The organism is Alteromonas sp. ALT199 (assembly GCF_018619335.1).
In the GTDB taxonomy this organism is placed as follows: domain Bacteria; phylum Pseudomonadota; class Gammaproteobacteria; order Enterobacterales; family Alteromonadaceae; genus Alteromonas.
Window position 1 is genome coordinate 121,224 of the sequence record NZ_JAHHDX010000093.1, and the last position, 19,386, is coordinate 140,609.

Annotated in this window: 19 protein-coding genes; 11 read left to right on the forward strand and 8 right to left on the reverse strand. The window is 44.6% G+C overall.

Annotation, left to right across the window (positions count from 1 at the left end; translation table 11 throughout):
• Position 1: 1 nt before the first annotated feature.
• Complete coding sequence (locus tag KL866_RS10695) at positions 2–871, forward strand: peptidoglycan DD-metalloendopeptidase family protein (protein WP_214994977.1); 870 nt, start codon at positions 2–4, stop codon at positions 869–871.
• Between the two features lie 72 nt (positions 872–943).
• A complete protein-coding gene (gene rpoS, locus KL866_RS10700) occupies positions 944–1,936 on the forward strand; it encodes an RNA polymerase sigma factor RpoS (protein ID WP_214994985.1) in 993 nt (330 codons plus the stop codon).
• 123 nt (positions 1,937–2,059) lie between these two features.
• Here rpoS and folA read toward each other — a convergent pair whose 3' ends face one another.
• Positions 2,060–2,557 (reverse strand): type 3 dihydrofolate reductase, encoded by a 498-nt coding sequence (gene folA / locus KL866_RS10705; RefSeq protein WP_034325690.1) that lies wholly within the window; start codon positions 2,555–2,557, stop codon positions 2,060–2,062.
• Between the two features lie 181 nt (positions 2,558–2,738).
• Between folA and KL866_RS10710 the strand changes: the two genes are divergently transcribed.
• The 5 genes from KL866_RS10710 to KL866_RS10730 are packed head-to-tail and all read left to right on the forward strand — an operon-like array spanning position 2,739 to position 4,645.
• A complete protein-coding gene (locus KL866_RS10710; protein ID WP_025256646.1) occupies positions 2,739–3,104 on the forward strand; it encodes a hypothetical protein in 366 nt (121 codons plus the stop codon).
• Positions 3,105–3,118: 14 nt separating this feature from the next.
• On the forward strand, positions 3,119–3,616 hold the full coding sequence (locus tag KL866_RS10715; protein ID WP_025256647.1) for a hypothetical protein: 498 nt from the start codon (positions 3,119–3,121) through the stop codon (positions 3,614–3,616).
• 23 nt (positions 3,617–3,639) lie between these two features.
• Positions 3,640–3,846, forward strand: coding sequence for a hypothetical protein (locus tag KL866_RS10720; RefSeq protein ID WP_025256648.1), 207 nt, complete (start codon positions 3,640–3,642; stop codon positions 3,844–3,846).
• Between the two features lie 13 nt (positions 3,847–3,859).
• Complete coding sequence (sodN, locus tag KL866_RS10725) at positions 3,860–4,357, forward strand: superoxide dismutase, Ni (RefSeq protein WP_025256649.1); 498 nt, start codon at positions 3,860–3,862, stop codon at positions 4,355–4,357.
• Positions 4,358–4,645, forward strand: coding sequence for a S24 family peptidase (locus tag KL866_RS10730; protein ID WP_025256650.1), 288 nt, complete (start codon positions 4,358–4,360; stop codon positions 4,643–4,645). It begins immediately after the preceding gene.
• A 147-nt stretch (positions 4,646–4,792) separates the two neighbouring features.
• Here the strand turns inward: KL866_RS10730 and cgtA are convergent, their stop codons facing one another.
• From cgtA to rplU, 3 genes are all read right to left on the reverse strand, one after another.
• On the reverse strand, positions 4,793–5,971 hold the full coding sequence (gene cgtA, locus KL866_RS10735; RefSeq protein WP_025256651.1) for an Obg family GTPase CgtA: 1,179 nt from the start codon (positions 5,969–5,971) through the stop codon (positions 4,793–4,795).
• A gap of 256 nt (positions 5,972–6,227) precedes the next feature.
• Positions 6,228–6,485: a 50S ribosomal protein L27 gene (rpmA, locus tag KL866_RS10740; RefSeq protein WP_012517170.1), complete on the reverse strand. Its 258-nt coding sequence runs from the start codon at positions 6,483–6,485 to the stop codon at positions 6,228–6,230.
• 15 nt (positions 6,486–6,500) lie between these two features.
• Positions 6,501–6,812, reverse strand: coding sequence for a 50S ribosomal protein L21 (rplU, locus tag KL866_RS10745; RefSeq protein ID WP_025256652.1), 312 nt, complete (start codon positions 6,810–6,812; stop codon positions 6,501–6,503).
• 959 nt (positions 6,813–7,771) lie between these two features.
• On the opposite strand from rplU, the gene ispB reads away from it, so the two are divergent.
• Positions 7,772–8,746 (forward strand): octaprenyl diphosphate synthase, encoded by a 975-nt coding sequence (gene ispB / locus KL866_RS10750; RefSeq protein ID WP_214994979.1) that lies wholly within the window; start codon positions 7,772–7,774, stop codon positions 8,744–8,746.
• Positions 8,747–8,951: 205 nt separating this feature from the next.
• Here the strand turns inward: ispB and KL866_RS10755 are convergent, their stop codons facing one another.
• The 3 genes from KL866_RS10755 to KL866_RS10765 all read right to left on the reverse strand — a co-directional run bounded on the left by KL866_RS10755 (position 8,952) and on the right by KL866_RS10765 (position 13,684).
• The gene (locus tag KL866_RS10755) at positions 8,952–9,668 is read right to left on the reverse strand and encodes a ZIP family metal transporter (protein WP_025256654.1); all 717 of its coding nucleotides are present in this window, start codon (positions 9,666–9,668) and stop codon (positions 8,952–8,954) included.
• Positions 9,669–10,112: 444 nt separating this feature from the next.
• Positions 10,113–11,444 carry a Xaa-Pro dipeptidase gene (pepQ, locus tag KL866_RS10760; protein WP_025256655.1) on the reverse strand — a complete coding sequence of 444 codons (1,332 nt, stop codon included), beginning with the start codon at positions 11,442–11,444 and terminating at the stop codon, positions 10,113–10,115.
• Between the two features lie 176 nt (positions 11,445–11,620).
• Positions 11,621–13,684, reverse strand: a complete 2,064-nt coding sequence (locus tag KL866_RS10765; protein WP_025256656.1) for a transglycosylase SLT domain-containing protein — start codon at positions 13,682–13,684, stop codon at positions 11,621–11,623.
• Between the two features lie 496 nt (positions 13,685–14,180).
• Here KL866_RS10765 and fadB point away from each other — a divergent pair, with 496 nt between their 5' ends.
• Together fadB and fadA are read left to right on the forward strand one after the other, a co-directional pair.
• The gene (fadB, locus tag KL866_RS10770; RefSeq protein ID WP_214994981.1) at positions 14,181–16,331 is read left to right on the forward strand and encodes a fatty acid oxidation complex subunit alpha FadB; all 2,151 of its coding nucleotides are present in this window, start codon (positions 14,181–14,183) and stop codon (positions 16,329–16,331) included.
• An 18-nt stretch (positions 16,332–16,349) separates the two neighbouring features.
• Positions 16,350–17,513, forward strand: a complete 1,164-nt coding sequence (gene fadA / locus KL866_RS10775; RefSeq protein WP_025256658.1) for an acetyl-CoA C-acyltransferase FadA — start codon at positions 16,350–16,352, stop codon at positions 17,511–17,513.
• 82 nt (positions 17,514–17,595) lie between these two features.
• On the opposite strand, the gene KL866_RS10780 is transcribed toward fadA, so the two are convergent.
• The gene (locus tag KL866_RS10780) at positions 17,596–18,564 is read right to left on the reverse strand and encodes an integron integrase (protein WP_025256659.1); all 969 of its coding nucleotides are present in this window, start codon (positions 18,562–18,564) and stop codon (positions 17,596–17,598) included.
• A gap of 239 nt (positions 18,565–18,803) precedes the next feature.
• On the opposite strand from KL866_RS10780, the gene KL866_RS10785 reads away from it, so the two are divergent.
• Positions 18,804–19,283, forward strand: coding sequence for a DUF6438 domain-containing protein (locus KL866_RS10785; protein WP_211072234.1), 480 nt, complete (start codon positions 18,804–18,806; stop codon positions 19,281–19,283).
• Positions 19,284–19,386: the final 103 nt, after the last annotated feature.

Consider the following 19,386-nt stretch of genomic DNA (forward strand, 5'->3'; position numbering starts at 1 on the left):
TATGCGTAACCCTCTTTTCTATATAGGTTTTTTGTTATACCTTTGTGTGCTTATCGGGGGTTGCGCTGGAAGAAGTGCCCCCGCCCCTGTTGTTTTATTAAATAGTCAAGTTTCGGATGTAAGTGACGAGTACACAGAAACAACCTATAAAGTGCAACGAGGAGACACCCTTTACGCGGTTGCATGGTACACAGGAAACGACTATCGAGATTTAGCAAAATACAACCAGTTATCAGCTCCTTATACCATTTTCCCTGGTCAAATTTTAAATGTTACGCCACCGTCTAATTTGGTCATAGCTCCCGTTAAAACTAACCATAAGACCAATCAGTCAACACCTCCGACCACAAATAATGTAGACAAAAGTTTGGTTGACCCCCCATCGCCACAAGCGTATCGTGAAAGTGAAAAAGTTGTTAAGCCACAAAAAGTTACGACTGTCAAGAAGTCGTCACAAAGCGTCAAAAAACAAGCGCCGACGAGCTTCCCAAGCAAAGTACAAAAGTGGGTTTGGCCTGCAGAAGGTAAGTTAGTTGGTACCTTCAGTAAGTCAGAGTCAGGCAACAAAGGAATTGATATCGCTGCTGTTAAAGGCAGTAAAGTCGTCGCAGCAGCAGATGGAAAAGTTGTTTACTCAGGGAGTGCCTTAAGGGGTTACGGTAAGTTAGTTATTATCAAACACACCGATACTTTCTTAAGTGCTTACGCCTACAACGACACTATTTTAGTTAAAGAACGAGAATGGGTGTCAGCGGGTCAGCAGATTGCAACCATGGGTGATAGCGGAACAAATTCGGTAAAACTTCACTTTGAAGTTAGGTATAGAGGGAAATCATTAGACCCGATGAAATACCTGCCAGTATTAAAATAATAAAAATAAATAATAATAAAAAAAGACAAAGGAGAAACGTCATAAGGTAAACCTTGTAGCAGGAGATTCATGATGGGTAAGTCAAACAAAGCCTTGGAATCAAAACCGCAAGATGACTTAGATGTCATCGAAATGCCAGCTGATATGAAAGCTGACGAAACCTTAACCAACGACGCTGAACTAGAAAATGACGATGCCATTTTCAGTCAGGATGACCAACCTAAAAACCTAGATGCTACACAGCTTTATCTAGGCGAGATTGGTTTTTCACCACTGCTAACCGCAGAAGAAGAAGTTTATTTTGCGCGCCGCTCACTGAAAGGCTGCGAAGCCTCTCGCAAACGTATGATTGTTAGCAACCTTCGCCTTGTTGTTAAGATTGCTCGCCGTTATAACAACCGTGGATTAGCACTTCTCGATTTAATTGAAGAAGGTAATTTGGGCCTAATCCGTGCCGTAGAAAAGTTTGATCCTGAACGTGGATTTCGCTTCTCAACATATGCCACGTGGTGGATTCGCCAAACCATCGAACGCGCTATTATGAATCAAACGCGTACTATTCGTTTACCTATTCACGTAGTGAAGGAACTAAACGTTTATTTACGTGCTTCTCGTGAACTTTCGCAAAAGCTTGACCATGAGCCAACTGCAGAAGAAATCGCAGCGGCCCTTGATAAGCCAGTAGAAGATGTGACGAAGATGCTGCGTTTAAATGAACGCATTACCTCTGTCGATACACCTATTGGCGGAGAAAATGATAAAGCACTGCTTGATATTATTGCAGATGAGAAAGAGTTTAGCCCTGAAGAGAGCTTACAAGACTCTGACATCAAAAGTAATATCGTAACTTGGCTTGAAGAGCTAAACCCTAAGCAGCGCGAGGTACTCGCTCGCCGTTTTGGTCTTATGGGATATGAGCCCTCAACCCTTGAAGATGTGGGTGCAGAAATTGGACTAACACGTGAGCGTGTTCGTCAAATTCAGGTGGAAGCACTTCGCCGTCTTCGAGATATGCTGGGTCACCAAGGCCTTTCATTAGAGAACTTGTTCGACCAAATGAAGTAGCTACTGCTCACATTGTTGAGCAAAGCTAAAATGCCAGTGTTGATACGCTCTTAAAAAAGTGTTTCAACACTGGCATTTTTTTGTTTTAAATTCGAAGTAACCTAGAAACTCTTTACTAGATCTTTAGTTTCTCACAAGCGTTACGAAGGTATAAGCATGCGCATTCTTTTCATCGGCGCTATGCGCTTCTCGCGATACTTCAGACCAGCTTGCTGCTGCCTCGTAATCTGGGAACTGGGTATCTCCCTTAACGGAAAGGTCAATATGTGTGAGATACAAGGTTTCCGCTTTATCTAAGAATGACTGATAGATAGTGCCACCACCAATAATCATTACCTCGTCATTTTCGCCGCTTTCATTGCTTAGCACTTTTGCTACCTCAAATGCTGATTCCGGCGAGTCGACCACTGTAGCGTCAGATAAGCTGTAGTCAGCATTACTGGTAATGACAATATTTGGCCTACCAGGAAGCGCTCTACCGATTGATTCATAGGTTTTTCGCCCCATGATAACCGCCTTGCCCAAAGTAATAGCTTTAAAATGCTTCAAGTCAGCGGGTAAATGCCACGGCATATCATTGTCTGCGCCAATAATTCTGTCTTTTGCCATAGCAGCAATCATCGCTATTTTCATTTCATTACCTTAAAAGCCGTTTTGAATTGTTTGACCACAGCAGTATATCAATATCGAAGACCAAATGTGTAATGGGTCGACACGTACCCACCATTACATACAAATAATAACAATTATCATTTGCACTATTATTTTATCTGTTCTAGTGTGTATACAGGAGGTCGCTATTATGCAAATAAACTATCTATGCCCTAAACATGCAGATTGGGTTTATAACAACCCAGAGCAAGCGTTACACGTAATGGCACGAGACGAAATGCAAGGCACCATGCTTATGCAAAGTGGTCAGTTAAGTGAAGCAATCCCTTATCTTGGTTGTGCATTTGATATCGCCGTCATATTGCTTGAAGTTGACGGTGGCGAAAACAGCGCGATGACGACTAAAATCATGCACCTGACCAGTTTGCTTGAAGATACCTATTTTCATCTTAAACTGCCTCACCAGCGAAATGCTATTGTTGACAGAGCACATACTGTTATCAGCGCCTCGAACAACATCATAGACAGCAATGTTTCACTGCGTTTTGCTGTATAGGAAAAGGCAATATTATGGACTTTTCTTATCATTCAAAGACACATACTTCTGAAGTGAAGCAGGAAAAAAGCTTTGAAACAATATTTGAAGTTTGGGAAAAAGTTATTATTGGAGCGAATAAAAGCTATCAGAAAGGTCAAGTATTTGCGTCAATTGGTGCTTATTATCAAGCAATTTCACTTTCAAAAAAATTAATAGTTCGAGCACCATCTAATTACCGCTCGCTTTCGGCATTAGTTTCGAGTTTCCACAATCTTTCTGATACTTATCTTTTTCTCCATTTACCTAAAGAAGAAGTGGTTGCTATTCGGCTTGCTTACTCACTAATTACACAAGTTGAAGCAATTATCGCTGATATAGAACAGCGTTTTTCACAAAACATTGATGTACTCCGCTTTTCAAATATTGCAAGGCAGCAAAAGCTTCTTTTGTTAAAAAAATACCCTCAACATTTAGCTTTTTTCGACTCTCATGACCAACAAAACGAGATTACAAGAAAGCCCGTTCACTAGCCTAAATACAATTAGGAGAATATATGAAAGTTAACTTCAAACAATCAGCTATTGCAATTTGTGCAGCGATCTTCAGCTCGGGAGTACTTGCACACACCGGACATGACCACGAGCATTGGACAAGCGGTGTTGTACACGCACTATTCTACGCCTCTATTGTTGGTTGTGCAGCTGCGTGCGGGTTTGCAGCGTATAAATATATAAACTCAAAAAAGCATTCAACTAAGTAAGAGATTATTCACTATGTTTCACCAGTTACTTTCAAAGATTGATAAAGCTACCCCATTTAATACTGCTAGTGCTCACTGTGATATTCCCTGCAAAATATACGACCCATTTTCAGCGCAGCTTGCGGCGTTAAGCGTTATTCGCTTTGTGGACCTGCTCAACGAACTCTCTGAAAAAGAGACACTTACGTTCGCAGATCAAGCACAAATGAGCCGCTTAGTCGCAGAAAAAGAAACCCATGCAGAGAAAGTGAAGCAAGAAATCAGGGTAATATGGGGTGATTACTTTAAAGCCCCTCAGTTTGAAAAGTTTCCCGACACTAATGAACTTGTGCATAAAATTATGCTTGCCGGATCTGGGTGTAAACAGCACGTCAGTAGAGAAAAAGCTGAAGAACTGTTATCACTTGTCAATGAGTTTGCTGAGCGATTCTGGAAAACCAAAGAAGTGGTAACTAAAAAGGCAATCTGCCCTTATCCACCTTCTGAAGAAGTAGTTTATCCCGACCTGTGAATGTTTAAAATTCTGCGGGTTACGGGGAGCAGTATGTTGCCTTCGCTAAACGACGGTGACTTTGTCTGTGCAATGAAGTGGCCTTTTAGGTGGCTGCGTAGCGGGCAAATTGTGGTTGTAAAAAGCAGCACTTACGGCGTAATTATCAAACGGCTAGACGATGTTAACCCCAACGGTACGTTTACGTTAACGGGCGATAACAAGGTCCACTCTGTAAGCCGAGAAGCCATGGGTGAGTTTACTCGTGCTCAATTACTGGGGAAAGTTATCTATCATACCAGTGAGTAGGTCTCCAAAATTAGCTTAGATTAGCGAGACGACATCACTATTAAAAAAGCTCGCACGTTGCCTTAACAACTGTGCGAGCTCTCCATTTGTTCTAAGAATGCTATTTCAGCGATTGTTTCTCAACGACTGTTTCTCAGCGACTGTTTCTCAGCGACGATACTCAACTTCCACGTCGTAGTCGTCTTCGTCCCAATCATCGTCGTCAAGATCGTCACCTAGGTCATCTTCAAACTCATCATGCGCTTCAAGGGTATTCTTGTGGTATGTATCCCACTTAAATTCGACTTCTTTCTTCTCTTCTTCCTCTTCCATTTCTGTTGGAAGGGTTTCAATGAAGTCCATAACATCGTTACAGAGTGGATCTAGATTGATCTTTTGGAACGCAGAGATCTGATAAACAGGACCATCCCACTCCAACGCATCAATAACGTGTTGGCAGCGCTCTTCGGCTTCTTCTTCAAGCAACAAATCTACTTTGTTAAATACCAACCAGCGAGGCTTTTCTGCTAACTTAGGGCTGTATTTTTCAAGCTCTTCAATAATAGATTTCGCGTGCTCTGCAGGATCGGTTTCATCAACAGGGAAAATATCTACCACGTGAAGCAAGATACGGCAGCGCTCAAGGTGTTTTAAGAAGCGTATACCTAAACCCGCACCATCGGCTGCACCTTCAATCAAACCAGGAATGTCAGCGACAACAAAGCTACGCTGTGAGTCTTGGCGAACAACACCTAAATTAGGCACAAGTGTAGTAAACGGGTAGTCAGCCACTTTAGGCTTAGCCGCCGATACAGAGCGGATGAAGGTTGATTTACCTGCGTTAGGCATACCAAGTAAGCCCACATCAGCTAGAAGCATAAGCTCTAGCTTAAGATTGCGAATTTCACCTGGCGTACCATTGGTCTTTTGACGTGGTGCGCGGTTAGTACTGCTTTTAAAGCGAGCATTACCTAAACCGTGAAAACCGCCTTGTGCCACCTTAAGCTTTTGACCATGACGGGTTAAGTCACCTAATACTTCGCCCGTGTCGCTATCAGTGGCACGTGTACCCACGGGTACCATCACGGTAAGATCTTGACCTTTCTTACCGATACAATTGCTACCCTGGCCGTTCTGACCACGCTCGGCGCGATGAAAGCGCTCGAAGCGATAATCGATCAATGTATTTAGGTTTTCATCGGCTTGTAGGAATACACTGCCGCCGTCACCACCGTCGCCGCCATCCGGGCCACCTTTAGGTACGTATTTTTCCCTTCTAAAGCCAATGGTACCGTTGCCGCCGTCACCGGCTTCAACGCGAATTTCAGCTTCATCTACAAATTTCATTTATCACTCCGGGCTGTAATGCCGTGGGTTATTAACTTTTTAATGCGAATACTAAGTTTACACCAAATTGCACATTGACGCTTTTGTGTCTGCTCAGCATTCTAAAAAACGAGAAGTAAAACCTTGTCTAGCGCTAATTCGTTCTAGAATTTAAACGCTACAAATAAGAACAGTAAAAGAAAGAAAGGTTTCACAAAACAAAAAACCCCGCTTGCGCGGGGTTTTTCTAAGCCTGTTCGGCGAGAAGCTTTCGCGCTTACTCAGCTACGATGCTTACAAATTTACGGTTCTTCGGTCCTTTGACATCGAACTGAACTTTACCGTCTTTTAGTGCAAACAACGTGTGGTCTTTGCCGATACCCATGTTGTCACCAGCGTGGAAACGAGTACCACGTTGACGAACAATGATGTTACCAGCAAGAACAGATTCGCCACCAAAGCGCTTAACACCTAGGCGTTTACTCTCTGAATCACGACCGTTTTTGGTACTACCACCAGCTTTTTTGTGTGCCATGTGTTCGTGCTCCTATTATGCGTTGATACCAGTGATTTTCACTTCTGTGAACCACTGACGGTGACCCGCTTGCTTACGAGAGTGCTTACGACGACGGAACTTAACGATTTTTACTTTATCGCCACGACCGTGTGTAACAACCTCAGCAGTCACCTTACCACCAGCAACGTTAGGTGTGCCGATTTTTACGTCGTCACCGTTGCTTACCATTAAAACTTTGTCAAATTCAACCGTTTCGCCTGGGGCTACTTCGATTTTTTCAAGACGAACGGTTTGGCCTTCGGCCACACGGTGTTGTTTACCGCCACTTTGGAAAACCGCGTACATAGTTAACTCCGCTCTGCGTCCACTGACGCTTCAATTCAAAAAACAGGGCGCGAATTGTACGTGAAACATCCGTAAATCACAAGCCCGATTCGCAGAAAAAATGATTATTTTTCCAACATGGGGCGAATTATGCCCCAATTGCTTATTTGATGCAGCTTCAAATGCTCAAAAACTAATAAAAAATCACAAATTAATTCGATAAATCAGCAAAAAAGTAGGATCGCTAGCAATCAAAACTTGGGCGATTTCTACAGAATATTGGTGAAAAATGCGAGCAAGACTACAGAGAAATCATACAAGCCTTTAAAGATCTCAAAGAGGCCATTAGCGATCGCATAAATTAGATCACGAATAGAACGGTGCTATCAGATAAAGAGCAAAAGATCATTTCTTTCAAAATAAACTATGGCCTTAATTGCTGTGAGGACATAGTCACTACTCTTCATAGTTTTACTTTTCGATTATCTATGTGATCGCCAGTTCAGATCGTTACTTCACCAAAAAGGCTTGATGCGGGATCCATGGATTAACGTATCTAAACCCTCGCTTCAATTACTCGGCTAAAACGCTGGCTTAATCGCTCGATTTAGTTTCCAGTGCGGCGTTTTACTATCACAACGTAAAATGTAAAAAAATCGCCCTTTGAAAGGAAAAACAATTAAGAGTGCCTATAATTACAAGTAATTGTATGCGGAAGTATTAATGGCAAGTCTCGTGTAAACGTACACCGTGGAAAATAAATGCTGTTTTGAATTCAATATTGCATGAAATAAAGAAATTGTAATGAAAAATGCTTTTTCGCAACTTCTACGACGAGTTTAAGCGTATTTAAGAAATTACACATAAATACGTTAAGCCGTCATTTTTTAAGACAATTTGGTGGATAGTACAGATGATTAAGGTACAATCGCCAGCAACCATTGCACAAGACGTAAGAGTAAGTATTTATTGCCATGCCTATGGATATAGATCAAATCCGCGCCCTATCTAATGATGATATGCAGGCGGTTAACCAGCTGATCCAACAACAAGTCGATTCTGATGTTGCCCTTATTAATCAGCTTGGCTTTTATATTGTAAACAGTGGCGGCAAACGCTTGCGCCCCCTACTTACCGTGTTAAGTGCGCGGGCAATGGGCATAGGTAACAACGACCATCACACCCTTGCAGCCATTGTAGAATTCATTCACACCGCGACCCTGTTGCACGACGATGTGGTTGACGAGTCGACCATGCGCAGAGGTCGAGAGACTGCTAATGCTATCTTCGGTAATCAGGCTTCGGTATTAGTAGGTGACTTTCTTTACACCCGCTCTTTTCAAATGATGGTAAGCCTTAAGCGCATGCGCGTTATGGAAATACTGTCGGAAGCCACAAACCAAATTGCTGAAGGCGAAGTATTGCAGTTGATGAATTGTAACGATGCCAGCACGACCGAAGCGCGTTACTTTGATGTTATCTACGGTAAAACGGCTCGCCTGTTTGAAGCTGCTACACAGTTGGCTGCTGTTTTGACCGATAAAGACGAAGACATCGAACACGCCATGCAAGAATACGGTAAGCACCTAGGCACTGCCTTTCAGCTTGCTGACGATATCCTTGACTACATGGCTGACAGCGAAGAAATGGGTAAAAATGCCGGTGACGACTTAGCAGAAGGTAAACCTACTCTGCCGTTACTTTACGCTATGTGGCACGCTAAGAATGACGACGATAAGGCACTTATTCAAGAAGCTATTGAACAAAGCAACGGCCTACCACATTTAACGCGAATTCAAGGTATTATGAAAGAAACCGGCGCTTTGGACTACACACGAGAATGTGCCCAAAAAGAAGTGCAAATGGCCATTGATAGCCTAAACGCTATAGAAGATTCTGAATACAAAGAGGCGCTCATTGCGCTGGCGCATATTTCAATTGAGCGTACGAGCTAATTACCAATAAATGGTATGAGAAGGCGTGTTATAACCAACACGCCTTTTTTGTGGGTGAAACCTGGATAGCATTAACAACCTAGGCTTCAAACTTATCGATTTACAGGAGGTTTTCGACACTCTGACAAACCATTTCAGTAGAAAACTTTCTGTGCGTTAACTCAACATGAAAACAGACGTTTAGGCTAAGCGTATGTTTAACAAGCTAGCCTTCAAGCATGAAACCTACTAGGCCTACTAAGAAGCCAAGTATGCCTCCAAGGGGTGGCAACCAGTGGTTTTCCATACGAATTTGCGGGGCAATATCCTGAAACACTGAATAAAGAATACCACCAGCAGCGAAGAGCATAATCCCACTCATGACCACTGGGAACTGGGCTAAATAGTAAAAGCCTAGCAAACTGAACAACGGCCCGAGTAACGCCATTAAAATAAAGATTACAATGAGTTTATTGCTACGCTGTTTGTTTTTGGGCAGCATCTCTCTGTAGGCGTTAAAGCCTTCAGGTAAGTTTTGAACTGCGATTAACAGCCCCAACAGCATGGTACCGCCGCCTAATGCTGCCGTAGTACCAAGAGCGATAGACTCAGGTACAAAGTCACTTAGCATTGCCGCTAACTGACTGCCAGCGGTTTTCTTTTTCGCTAAATAGATATCAAGAGACATGAACGCTAAGGCACCACCAATAAAACAAGATATGGCAGCAAATACCGATACGTCTTTTATGCCTTCTGGTACAAGCACAAGACCTACCGCCGAAATAAGCGCCCCCGCCCCAAGTGCTAAAATGCCATGGCGTAACTCTTTTTCTAACCACTTAGGTTGAATACCTTGGTACGTTGCTAAGATAGCGCCCGCGGGCATAGCAAGGCCAGCTACCGTTGCCATTACCAATAAACCTACAATATCGCCTTGTGACATAAAGACTCCTTTCTCGCTTTTGTCTGTGCACGTCTATTTATTAATTACTGCACACAGCACCATTGGTTTACAAATAATACCAGTCCGTATAGATCATTACCCACTCAGCGAGATTTAAAATGTTCGTAATCGCGGCGTGTTACCGAGGTATAGTGGTTCTACATCAAGGTGACACAACAAAGAGTACGTACATTTTAAACTCGCCCTTCGGGAAGGTTTGGCAAGCATCCTAGCTTCATTCTGGGAATTTGAAAGGGGACAGCCATTCCTGCATTCCCACGCTTCGCTATGAAGCTTGCCAGCGCCTTCTGAGTGGGCAATTATCTGTACGGATTGGTATAAACCTTTTTCTACGCGCTCAATAAAAAAGAGCAGCCTAACGCTGCTCTTTTCATTTATGAAAATAGTTTGAGCTTGCGGTTAGCTATGCTCAAAGAAGCCCGATTAATTTAAATCTAAATCTCGGGTCATATTTTCGTTCTTATCGCGATGCACAATAATATTATCTTCAATACGAATGCCGCCAAACGGCTTGTATGCATCAATAGTATCCCAGTTGATGTACTTAGACGCAGGCGTCGCTTTCAGGTCACGAAGCAGGCTTTCAATGAAGTACAAGCCAGGTTCAATAGTAAACACCTGACGGGCTTCAACCATTCGCGTACAGCGCAAGAACGGATGGTCATCAGGCGCAGGCTTAGGCGTACCGCGATCGTCGTTTACAAGACCACCTACGTCGTGCACCTGAAGGCCCAAGAAGTGGCCAATACCGTGCGGGAAGAAGGTGCGAGTAATGCCCATTTCTACGATTTCTGGCGGCGTTAAATTCACCATGCCGGTATCGTGAAGAATTTGTGCAATGCCGTCGTGGGCTAACAAATGTATATCGGTATAAGCTACGCCAGGCTTCAACGAATCCACCAACGTCAGCGTTACCTTGTCTACCGCTTGAATGAGGTCGCGAAACATCGATGCGTTTTGAACCGAGTTTTGGGCGTAAGTACGGGTAATATCCGCCGCGTAACCATGATAATTCGCCCCCGCATCAATCAAAAATGAGCGTGACTCTTTCGGCGCCACCGTGTCGCACTGCATGTAGTGAAGAATTGAAGCGTGCTCGTTGAGTGCCACAATACTGGTATAAGGTACTTCGTTATCACCTTGTCGGCTTGCCGCTGCATAGGCAAGGTTAATATCAAACTCGCTTTTGCCTTCACGGAAGGCTTGCTCAGCCGCTTTATGTCCTGCTACCGCTAGCTTGTTTGCTTCGCGCATGCAATCTAGCTCGTAATCGGTTTTATAAGCACGCTGATAGTGCAAATAATGCAATACACGGTCTGGGTTTACGTTATCAAAGCCTAGCGCTTTAGCGACTTCTATGTATTCGCCTACATAAGCAAAACGGCTTTTGTCATAAGGCAGGAACTTCTCTACTGCATCGGCCTGTTGAAGCAATTTAATGTCGAAGCTGTCAGTCCAGAAATCATTTGGCTCTGGCGGCACTTTATGCCAGAAGTCTTCGGGACGATAGAAAATAAGCGTAGGCTTGTCTACACCGTTCACCACCAGCCAACAGTTAGGGTTATCAATAACTGGCACCCATGCTTTGAACTGCGGGTTTACCTTAAACGGGTAGTGATTATCGTCTAGAAAAAGGCGCTTGCCCTGCCCCGAGTGAATCACTAGTCCGTCTAGCCCTTCTCGCTGTAATGCTTCGCGGGTACGAGCTTGAAGCTCTTCGATATGCTGTTGGTAGGTTGCTTGATGTTGCGACATAGCCCCTCTTATCTTTTTAATCGTTAGGTGGAACACATTAGCTACTAGTGTATCACGAGGCCAGTATGTCATGCATACTGGCTCAGACCGCTACGCTATCGTTTACGTTAAGTCGCCAATTCTCGCCGCCAAAGACGTAGTTGAAGGCGTATCTGCATACGCCTAACTCTATGTAGCTAATGTGGCGCTAGTTGAAGTGTTCCTGTTACCGGATGTGTACTTACCGCATCTGCAGATGGGATCATATCGCGGGTAAGTTGAGGGAATATATTCTCGTTTCCGCCTAGCTGCTGATCGTAAATATGCTGATAAGCCATTACCGCTTTTACGTAAGCGCGGGTTTCTTTATAAGGGATATTCTCAATCCAGATATCAACCGGTAACGCTTCATTAGCAGGCAACCACTCCAGCACTTTGCGCCAACCGGCATTGTACGATGCAGATACCAGCACTGGGTTGTTATTGAGCTTGTCCATTAAATAACGTAGGTACTGCACGCCATAGTCCACGTTGTCGTCGACTTTGAACAGCTTGTTTCTACTTACTTTTTCTTTTGCCACGTAGCGCGCTGTTCCTGGCATAAGCTGCATCAAACCTGCTGCCCCAACCGGAGAGATAGCATCGCTTCTAAACGAGCTTTCACGACGAGCAATAGCCATCGCAAGCGACTTCGATATACTGTATGCCTGCGATTTTTCGCTAAATACATCGCTAAACGCTAGTGGAAATCGGCGTTCGACATCGTCCCAATAGCCGCTTCTCGCGAAACTGGTAATTGCTTGGTCGTACAGCCCCCACTCATAAGCGAGTATGCCCGCATCGGTCACCTTCGACTCAGGCAAGTGGGAAAGCAAGTAATACCACTCTCTGCGCGCTTCTGTGGTTCTGTCTAACCGGAAAAATTCTACAGCGCGCATGGTGGCAGGGGTTTTCGCCACACTAGCAATAGCTGCCGTGTTTCTTGGCGCTGGCGTGTGTGCGAGCGACGGAATTTCGCCTATGTGCGCACTTGCCATAAACCCGTAATAGTGACGCTCTTGCGCGAGTTCTTTATAAAGCACAGTAGCCTGCATAGTTTGACCGAGCGCTTCTAAGGCACGGGCTTTCCAGTATCGATAGTTTTCCTCTTGTTGCAGGCTAGCGGAGGCGCTATCAATAACACTAACCACTTCCTTCCATTTTTTTGTGCGTAGCAAATGGGAAATATGCCACAGTTTTATATCTTCACTGGCACCGCTAACATCGGCAAGTTCTAGCCAGTGATGGGCTTGAGGAAGGCGATCTAACGTGTAGCTAAGCGCAATCGCTCGACGCATAACGTGTTGCTGGGCTTGCGTGAATACTTGCTTAGATTTATAGCGATTAAATACCTTGCCCGCTAAATCAGGGTTTCGCCACGCAAGTTTTTCTACCGCCCATACCATCACCTCAGCTTCGTGCGATATGTTTTTTAATGGAAAGAGCGACGTTGTATTAACGCGGCTGGTGTCGCGCGTTACCGATAACCATGCGTCTGCAAGGTATTGCTTATCGCTGGGAAGTTGGCGCTTAAGATAAGAGATAATACTTCGGTTATCTTCTTTTGCCGCAATTTCTATGCGCTTGATCACCATTTCTGGTGTCATCATGCCCGCTTTTTTCCATTTCGCAAAAAGCGGATCGCACTCATCAGGTTGCGACTGTCCATGCAGCCAAAGCGCGTCTACCTCTCGCAAAATTTCTTGCTCGCTCTCACCTTCTTTCAATCGATAGTTAAGGGCAATACACGTGAGCCTGGCTCCCATGCCTGAGCGATAGCTATCTAAAAATGTGCTGCGATAATCGTTCTTAGCGAGATAGTTCAACCATTTGTAACGCACACCGTAACTTACCGGCTGGCCATTAAAATCCTTCAAAAACTGCTTAACTTCGCGCTTTGTTCTGATTGACATGGTGCGTTCAAGTTTAAGCCGTAACAGGTACGGATAAAGTGGATATTGCGCTAATTCATAAATGTCGTTATCAAGGCGTTGAACACTGCGTTTTGAGTAGGTTAACAGCTTTTTTTCTACTTCCAGGTAGCGAGTGCGATCTTCTTCGAAAATATCAATAGGTAGCGTTAACGGCTGTGCTGCCCTTGCATCAAGAGATAAAAGTGAGGAAAACGAGCAAAGTAATGCCCCCACAAGGGTGGCGGACAATTTAGTGTTTTTTGTCAGCGAGCGCTGACCTAACCACGAATAAAAATAAAAAACAGACACAATAGAACTCCTACCCTGCTCTACACTCGAATGACCTATGAAAGCCGGAAAATTAGCCTAATCGAGCTGATTGTAAAATGTTGCTGATAAAGCAGCATTACGACTGACCCACTACATTTGTTCTATAAACAAAGGGAAAATTTCAGTCTGGCTCCGTGCCAAAGAAGATGTTGTGCCAGCTGTCGTTAGCTATGCTTTACACACATAGTTGACGTGATTGTAGATTATTCTTTTGCTGGATTGGCGCTTTTCGCCAATAACGCTCATTATACAACCACCAATGCCGAAATGAAGCTAGAATTCGATAATTAGACTTGAATTTAAGTCATCGGACCACTACCTTAGAGAAATTGAAACGCTTGTTTGATTTTTTGTTGAAATTTTGTGTGGTTTTGTAAAGAATCTAGCCACCCTAACGCGTTAGTGAATTCATACGACCCTACAAATTAGTTGGATTACTTCACTAACATCCTGGCCAATGCCGAAGGAGATGATAATGATATACACAGGCAAGAGTCTTTCCGTCAGCCTGTTAGATGACGGCTTTGCTGAGCTGGTATTCGACGCCGAAGGTTCAGTAAACAAGTTCGACCGCCAAACGGTGAGCGAACTTGACGAAGCAACCCAAGCCCTACTTGCTAAAGGCGATGTTAAAGGCTTAGTAGTACGCAGTGCAAAATCAACGTTTATTGTAGGTGCTGATATCACCGAGTTCACCGGCCTATTCGCCATGGACGACGCTGAAGTACTACAGTGGGTTGCCAATACATCACAAGTATTCGACCGCTTCGAAGACCTACCATTCCCTACCATCGCTGCAGTAAACGGCTTCGCTCTAGGCGGTGGCTGTGAAATGGCATTGGCATGTGACATGCGTATTGCAGACACCACAGCATCTATTGGTTTGCCAGAAGTTAAGCTAGGCCTAATGCCTGGTTTTGGTGGTACGGTTCGTCTACCTCGCCTTATTGGTGCAGACAATGCCCTTGAGTGGATGACTACCGGCCGCGACAGAAAAGGCGCGAAAGCCCTAGCTGAAGGTGCGGTTGACGCAGTGGTAGCACCAGAAACGCTAGTTGAAGGCGCACTTTCAATGGTGAAAGACGCTGTTGACGGTAAATTTGACTGGCAAGCACGTCGTGCGGTTAAGAAAGCCCCACTACAGCTAAACAAAAACGAAGCTATGATGAGCTTCAGTACTGCTCAAGCGATGGTATTTGCACAAGCTGGCAAACACTACCCAGCTCCTCACAAAATGGTTGAGACTGTTCAAAAAGCCTCTGTACTAGATCGCGACGGCGCACTTAAGCTTGAAAACGAAGGCTTTGTAGCGCTTGCGAAAACCGATGCTGCGAAAGCGCAAATTGGAATCTTCCTTGCCGACCAGCTAGTTAAGAGCAAAGGTAAGAAGCAAGCGAAAGCGGCAACCAAGCAATCTACGCTTAACGCTGTACTAGGTGCAGGCATCATGGGCGGCGGTATTGCATACCAAAGCGCTGTGAAAGGCACACCGGTAGTCATGAAAGACATTAACCAAGGTGCACTAGACCTTGGCCTTTCAGAAGCAGCCAAAATTCTTGGTAAAGGTATGAAGCGCGGTAAAGTTGATGCGACTAAAATGGCGCAAACACTTAACGCGATTACCCCTACCCTTGAGTACAGCACACTTAAAGATGCAGACCTTGTTATTGAAGCGGTGGTAGAAAACCCGAAAGTAAAAGGTATTGTACTTAAGGAAGTAGAAGACAATGTAGCAGACGACGCTATCATCTGTTCAAACACCTCTACTATCTCTATCAACCAGCTAGCTGAAAGCCTAGACAAGCCAGAGCGCTTCTGTGGTATGCACTTCTTTAACCCAGTGCACCGCATGCCGCTTGTTGAAATTATTCGTGGCGAAAAAACGTCAGAAGAAACCATCAATGCAGTAGTAGCCGCTACACTTAAAATGGGCAAAACCCCAATTGTGGTTAACGACTGCCCAGGGTTCTTGGTAAACCGCGTATTGTTCCCATACTTTGCGGGCTTCAGTAAGCTACTTATTGACGGCGCAGACTTTGTTGCTGTTGATAAAGTGATGGAAAAAATCTTCGGCTGGCCTATGGGTCCTGCTTACCTGATGGATGTTGTTGGTATCGACACTGGCGATCACGCAGCAGACGTAATGGCAGCGGGTATTCCAGAGCGTATGGCTCGCCTAGACAACGACCCTGTAACACTTTTCTACAAAGAAGAGCGTTTAGGTCAGAAGAACGGTAAAGGTTTCTACAACTACGGTGTTGATAAGCGCGGTAAGCCTAAGAAAACACCTGCTGAAGAAGCATACGCACTAATGGCGCCACACGTAGCTGAGAAGACTGACTTTGAAGCTGACGACATTATTGCACGCCTTATGATCCCTATGGCAAACGAAGCAATTCGCTGCCTAGAAGAAGGCATTGTAGATAGCGCAGCTGAAGCAGATATGGCGCTACTTTACGGCTTAGGTTTCCCTCCATTCCGCGGTGGTATTTTCCGTTGGATTGAAACCATTGGCTTGGCGAACTTTGTTGCTATGGCAGACAAGTACGCTGAACTTGGTCCAATTTACCAGATTTCAGATGGCGTTCGTGAAATGGCCGCTGCTGGTAAATCCTATTTCGCATAAGACCCGGAGGAAAAACTAATGAAAGAAGTGGTCGTAATCGATTGCGTACGTACCCCTATGGGTCGTTCAAAGAACGGTGTTTTCAGAAATGTGCGTGCAGAAGATCTTTCTGCAGCGCTAATGACCGCGCTACTAGAGCGTAACCCTGGCGTAAACCCAGCGGAAATTGAAGACATCATTTGGGGCTGTGTTCAGCAAACTAAAGAACAAGGCTTCAACGTTGCACGTAACGCGCAGCTACTAACACAAATTCCACGCACAACTGGCGCGGTAACGGTAAACCGTTTATGTGGCTCATCAATGCAAGCCCTTCATGATGCAACAAGCGGCATCATGAGCGGCCGTGGTGACATTTACATGATTGGTGGTGTTGAGCACATGGGTCACGTACCGATGAACTACAACATCGACTTCCACCCAGGCCTTGCTAAGTACACGGCGAAAGCGTCGGGTATGATGGGTATGACTGCCGAGCTACTTGGCCGTCAAAACGGCATTACTCGTGAACAACAAGATGCATTTGGCGCGCGTTCGCACCAGCTAGCGCACAAAGCACACCTTGAAGGCCGCTGGGCTAACGAGATTGTGCCTATTGAAGGTCACGATGCAAACGGCGTATTAAAGCTAATTGACCACGATGAAGTAGTACGCCCAGAAAGCACAGCTGAGAGCATGGCGGCGCTTCGCCCAGTATTCGACCCAGTTAACGGTACCGTTACAGCAGGTACCTCTTCTGCGCTGTCTGACGGAGCATCTGGTATGCTGCTTATGTCGGCAGACCGTGCGAAAGAGCTTGGCTTAACGCCCCGTGCGAAAATTCGCGCAATGGCAGTGGCTGGTTGTGATGCGGCAATTATGGGTTATGGCCCAGTGCCAGCAACACAAAAAGCCCTTAAGCGTGCTGGCCTTACTATGGACGACATTGAACTTGCCGAGTTTAACGAAGCGTTCGCGGCACAAGCACTATCGTGCATTAAGCAACTAGGTTGGATGGACCATCTAGATACTAAGATTAACCTTAACGGTGGTGCGATTGCACTAGGCCATCCGCTGGGTTGTTCTGGTTCACGTATCTCAGGTACGCTTATCAACCTAATGGAATCACAAGACGTAAGCCTAGGCTTAGCAACAATGTGTATTGGTTTAGGCCAAGGTATTGCTACTGTATTTGAGCGCGTATAAGCGTTTAGATAAGAGCTTAGATCTCTAAAGTTTTAAAAGGGCCTTCGGGCCCTTTTTTGTTGGCTGTAATTTGCTGTACAAGTTACTTCAATACGCGAGATAAAGGACTTACCACGCCCTGCGCCCCTTGCTGAAGTACGTGAGTATAAATTTGAGTAGTTTTCACGTCTGAATGACCTAACTGTGTTTGCACCGTTCTAATATCAGCCCCTGATTGCAGCAAGTGCGTTGCAAAAGAGTGGCGGAGTGTATGAGGCGTAACTTTCTTTTTAATGTCGCAGGCTTTGGCAGTATTTCGTATCGCTTTTTGTATACTCGACTCATCAATATGATGCCGACGTACTTTTTTGTCTTCTGGATCGACAGACAACCTAGAAGAGGGAAATAAATAATGCCAACCTAGTTCTCTAGGGGCGTTTTTGTATTTGATACGCATTCTATGGGGCAAATAGACGCCCGCGTATTTTGGATTTTGTAAGTCAGCCGCCAAAAAGTTTTCTACCATAGCGATTTGACGTGTAAGACCCGGCTTCAGTTCTGCCGCCAACGTTACTATGCGATGCTTACCACCTTTTCCATCCCAAATGCGGATAGCGTTGTAGTCAAAGTCAATATCTTTAACTCTCAGCCTCACCGCTTCCATTAGCCGCAGACCACTGCCATAGAGTAATGACACGGGCAGTTTTAAGTTAGCAGGGATTTGCTCGAAAAGAGAAACGACCTCTTCCTGCGTTAATACAACCGGAAGCTTGGCTTGCCTGCGACTTGAAACAAAATTGAGTTCGCATGAAAGTGGGCGCTCAAGTATATCGCGATATAAAAATGCCAACGCATTTAGCGCGCTAGCCTGAGTGGCCGGAGCTACATTCTTAGCGTTAACTAAGTGAGACAGAAACACTTCAACTTCTTTGTCTCCCATCTCAGAAGGGTGCTTATTGTCGTTAAAGCGAATAAAGCTAATGATCCATTTACTATAGAGTTCTATCGAACGCTTCGCATAGCGACGGTTGTGCATATGCTCTATCACCATTTGCATGAACATTGATTTCATATTTTTGATTTTAATTACTGTAAATAAATACAGAATTACGTTTTTTGACGTGACCGTAAAATAAAAAGGAAAGATTCCGTACTTGAGTACAGTATTTTCAGATACTAAGTGCAGGTTATTGATGAAAGTGTATTTACGTGCGAAAGTGATAAAATTATAAATGTGATATACGGACTTTATCCACCTTGCATAAAGGATTTTTTCCGTACACTAAATTGTTATGTGCCAAGGATGAAACTATGAAATACGTTATTTTTTTATTGTCCTTTATATCTACTGGATTGCTGGCTAATCCTAGTCCAGTAGATGTTTTTAGTATGGAAACTACTGCTTGTTTTGGCACATGCCCGGCTTATAGAGTTAACGTCTTCTCTGATGGAGTAATTGTTTATAGCGGGGATGCTCATACTGAATTAGAGGGGACATATCGACTTCCCGACAATCCTGAACTTTTTCAAAGAATTCTGCGTCTTCTCGATGAGAACAGCTTTTATAAATTCCGCGATGACTATGGATGGACCGGAGAAGGGGAAGAAAGCCCTTGTAGAGAAGAATGGACCGATCATCCAAGCACAGTGTTATCTTTACAATTTGCAGGCAATATAAAAACAGTGCATCACTATCATGGTTGCAAAGGATTTGATCGGGAGCAAGAACTAGAAACTCTAGAGAAAACTCTTTTTGAACTCATTGGTCTCAGTGGCTATGTTGGCACATAACAAAAAAATCAAGTTCGCCCGCTTCGCGGGCTGGGACGCAAACATGTGGGCTGCTCACTTCGTTCGGATTTTAGCCCACATGTCTGCGCCCCTTATTTAAAAG

What these genes read in the sequence shown, in the direction of transcription:
- KL866_RS10695 (WP_214994977.1), top strand. Translation starts at nt 2, where the DNA reads ATGCGTAACCCTCTTTTCTATATAGGTTTTTTGTTATACCTTTGTGTG.
- rpoS (WP_214994985.1), top strand. Translation starts at nt 944, where the DNA reads ATGGGTAAGTCAAACAAAGCCTTGGAATCAAAACCGCAAGATGACTTA.
- folA (WP_034325690.1), bottom strand. Translation starts at nt 2,557, where the DNA reads ATGATTGCTGCTATGGCAAAAGACAGAATTATTGGCGCAGACAATGAT.
- KL866_RS10710 (WP_025256646.1), top strand. Translation starts at nt 2,739, where the DNA reads ATGCAAATAAACTATCTATGCCCTAAACATGCAGATTGGGTTTATAAC.
- KL866_RS10715 (WP_025256647.1), top strand. Translation starts at nt 3,119, where the DNA reads ATGGACTTTTCTTATCATTCAAAGACACATACTTCTGAAGTGAAGCAG.
- KL866_RS10720 (WP_025256648.1), top strand. Translation starts at nt 3,640, where the DNA reads ATGAAAGTTAACTTCAAACAATCAGCTATTGCAATTTGTGCAGCGATC.
- sodN (WP_025256649.1), top strand. Translation starts at nt 3,860, where the DNA reads ATGTTTCACCAGTTACTTTCAAAGATTGATAAAGCTACCCCATTTAAT.
- KL866_RS10730 (WP_025256650.1), top strand. Translation starts at nt 4,358, where the DNA reads ATGTTTAAAATTCTGCGGGTTACGGGGAGCAGTATGTTGCCTTCGCTA.
- cgtA (WP_025256651.1), bottom strand. Translation starts at nt 5,971, where the DNA reads ATGAAATTTGTAGATGAAGCTGAAATTCGCGTTGAAGCCGGTGACGGC.
- rpmA (WP_012517170.1), bottom strand. Translation starts at nt 6,485, where the DNA reads ATGGCACACAAAAAAGCTGGTGGTAGTACCAAAAACGGTCGTGATTCA.
- rplU (WP_025256652.1), bottom strand. Translation starts at nt 6,812, where the DNA reads ATGTACGCGGTTTTCCAAAGTGGCGGTAAACAACACCGTGTGGCCGAA.
- ispB (WP_214994979.1), top strand. Translation starts at nt 7,772, where the DNA reads ATGGATATAGATCAAATCCGCGCCCTATCTAATGATGATATGCAGGCG.
- KL866_RS10755 (WP_025256654.1), bottom strand. Translation starts at nt 9,668, where the DNA reads ATGTCACAAGGCGATATTGTAGGTTTATTGGTAATGGCAACGGTAGCT.
- pepQ (WP_025256655.1), bottom strand. Translation starts at nt 11,444, where the DNA reads ATGTCGCAACATCAAGCAACCTACCAACAGCATATCGAAGAGCTTCAA.
- fadB (WP_214994981.1), top strand. Translation starts at nt 14,181, where the DNA reads ATGATATACACAGGCAAGAGTCTTTCCGTCAGCCTGTTAGATGACGGC.
- fadA (WP_025256658.1), top strand. Translation starts at nt 16,350, where the DNA reads ATGAAAGAAGTGGTCGTAATCGATTGCGTACGTACCCCTATGGGTCGT.
- KL866_RS10780 (WP_025256659.1), bottom strand. Translation starts at nt 18,564, where the DNA reads ATGAAATCAATGTTCATGCAAATGGTGATAGAGCATATGCACAACCGT.
- KL866_RS10785 (WP_211072234.1), top strand. Translation starts at nt 18,804, where the DNA reads ATGAAATACGTTATTTTTTTATTGTCCTTTATATCTACTGGATTGCTG.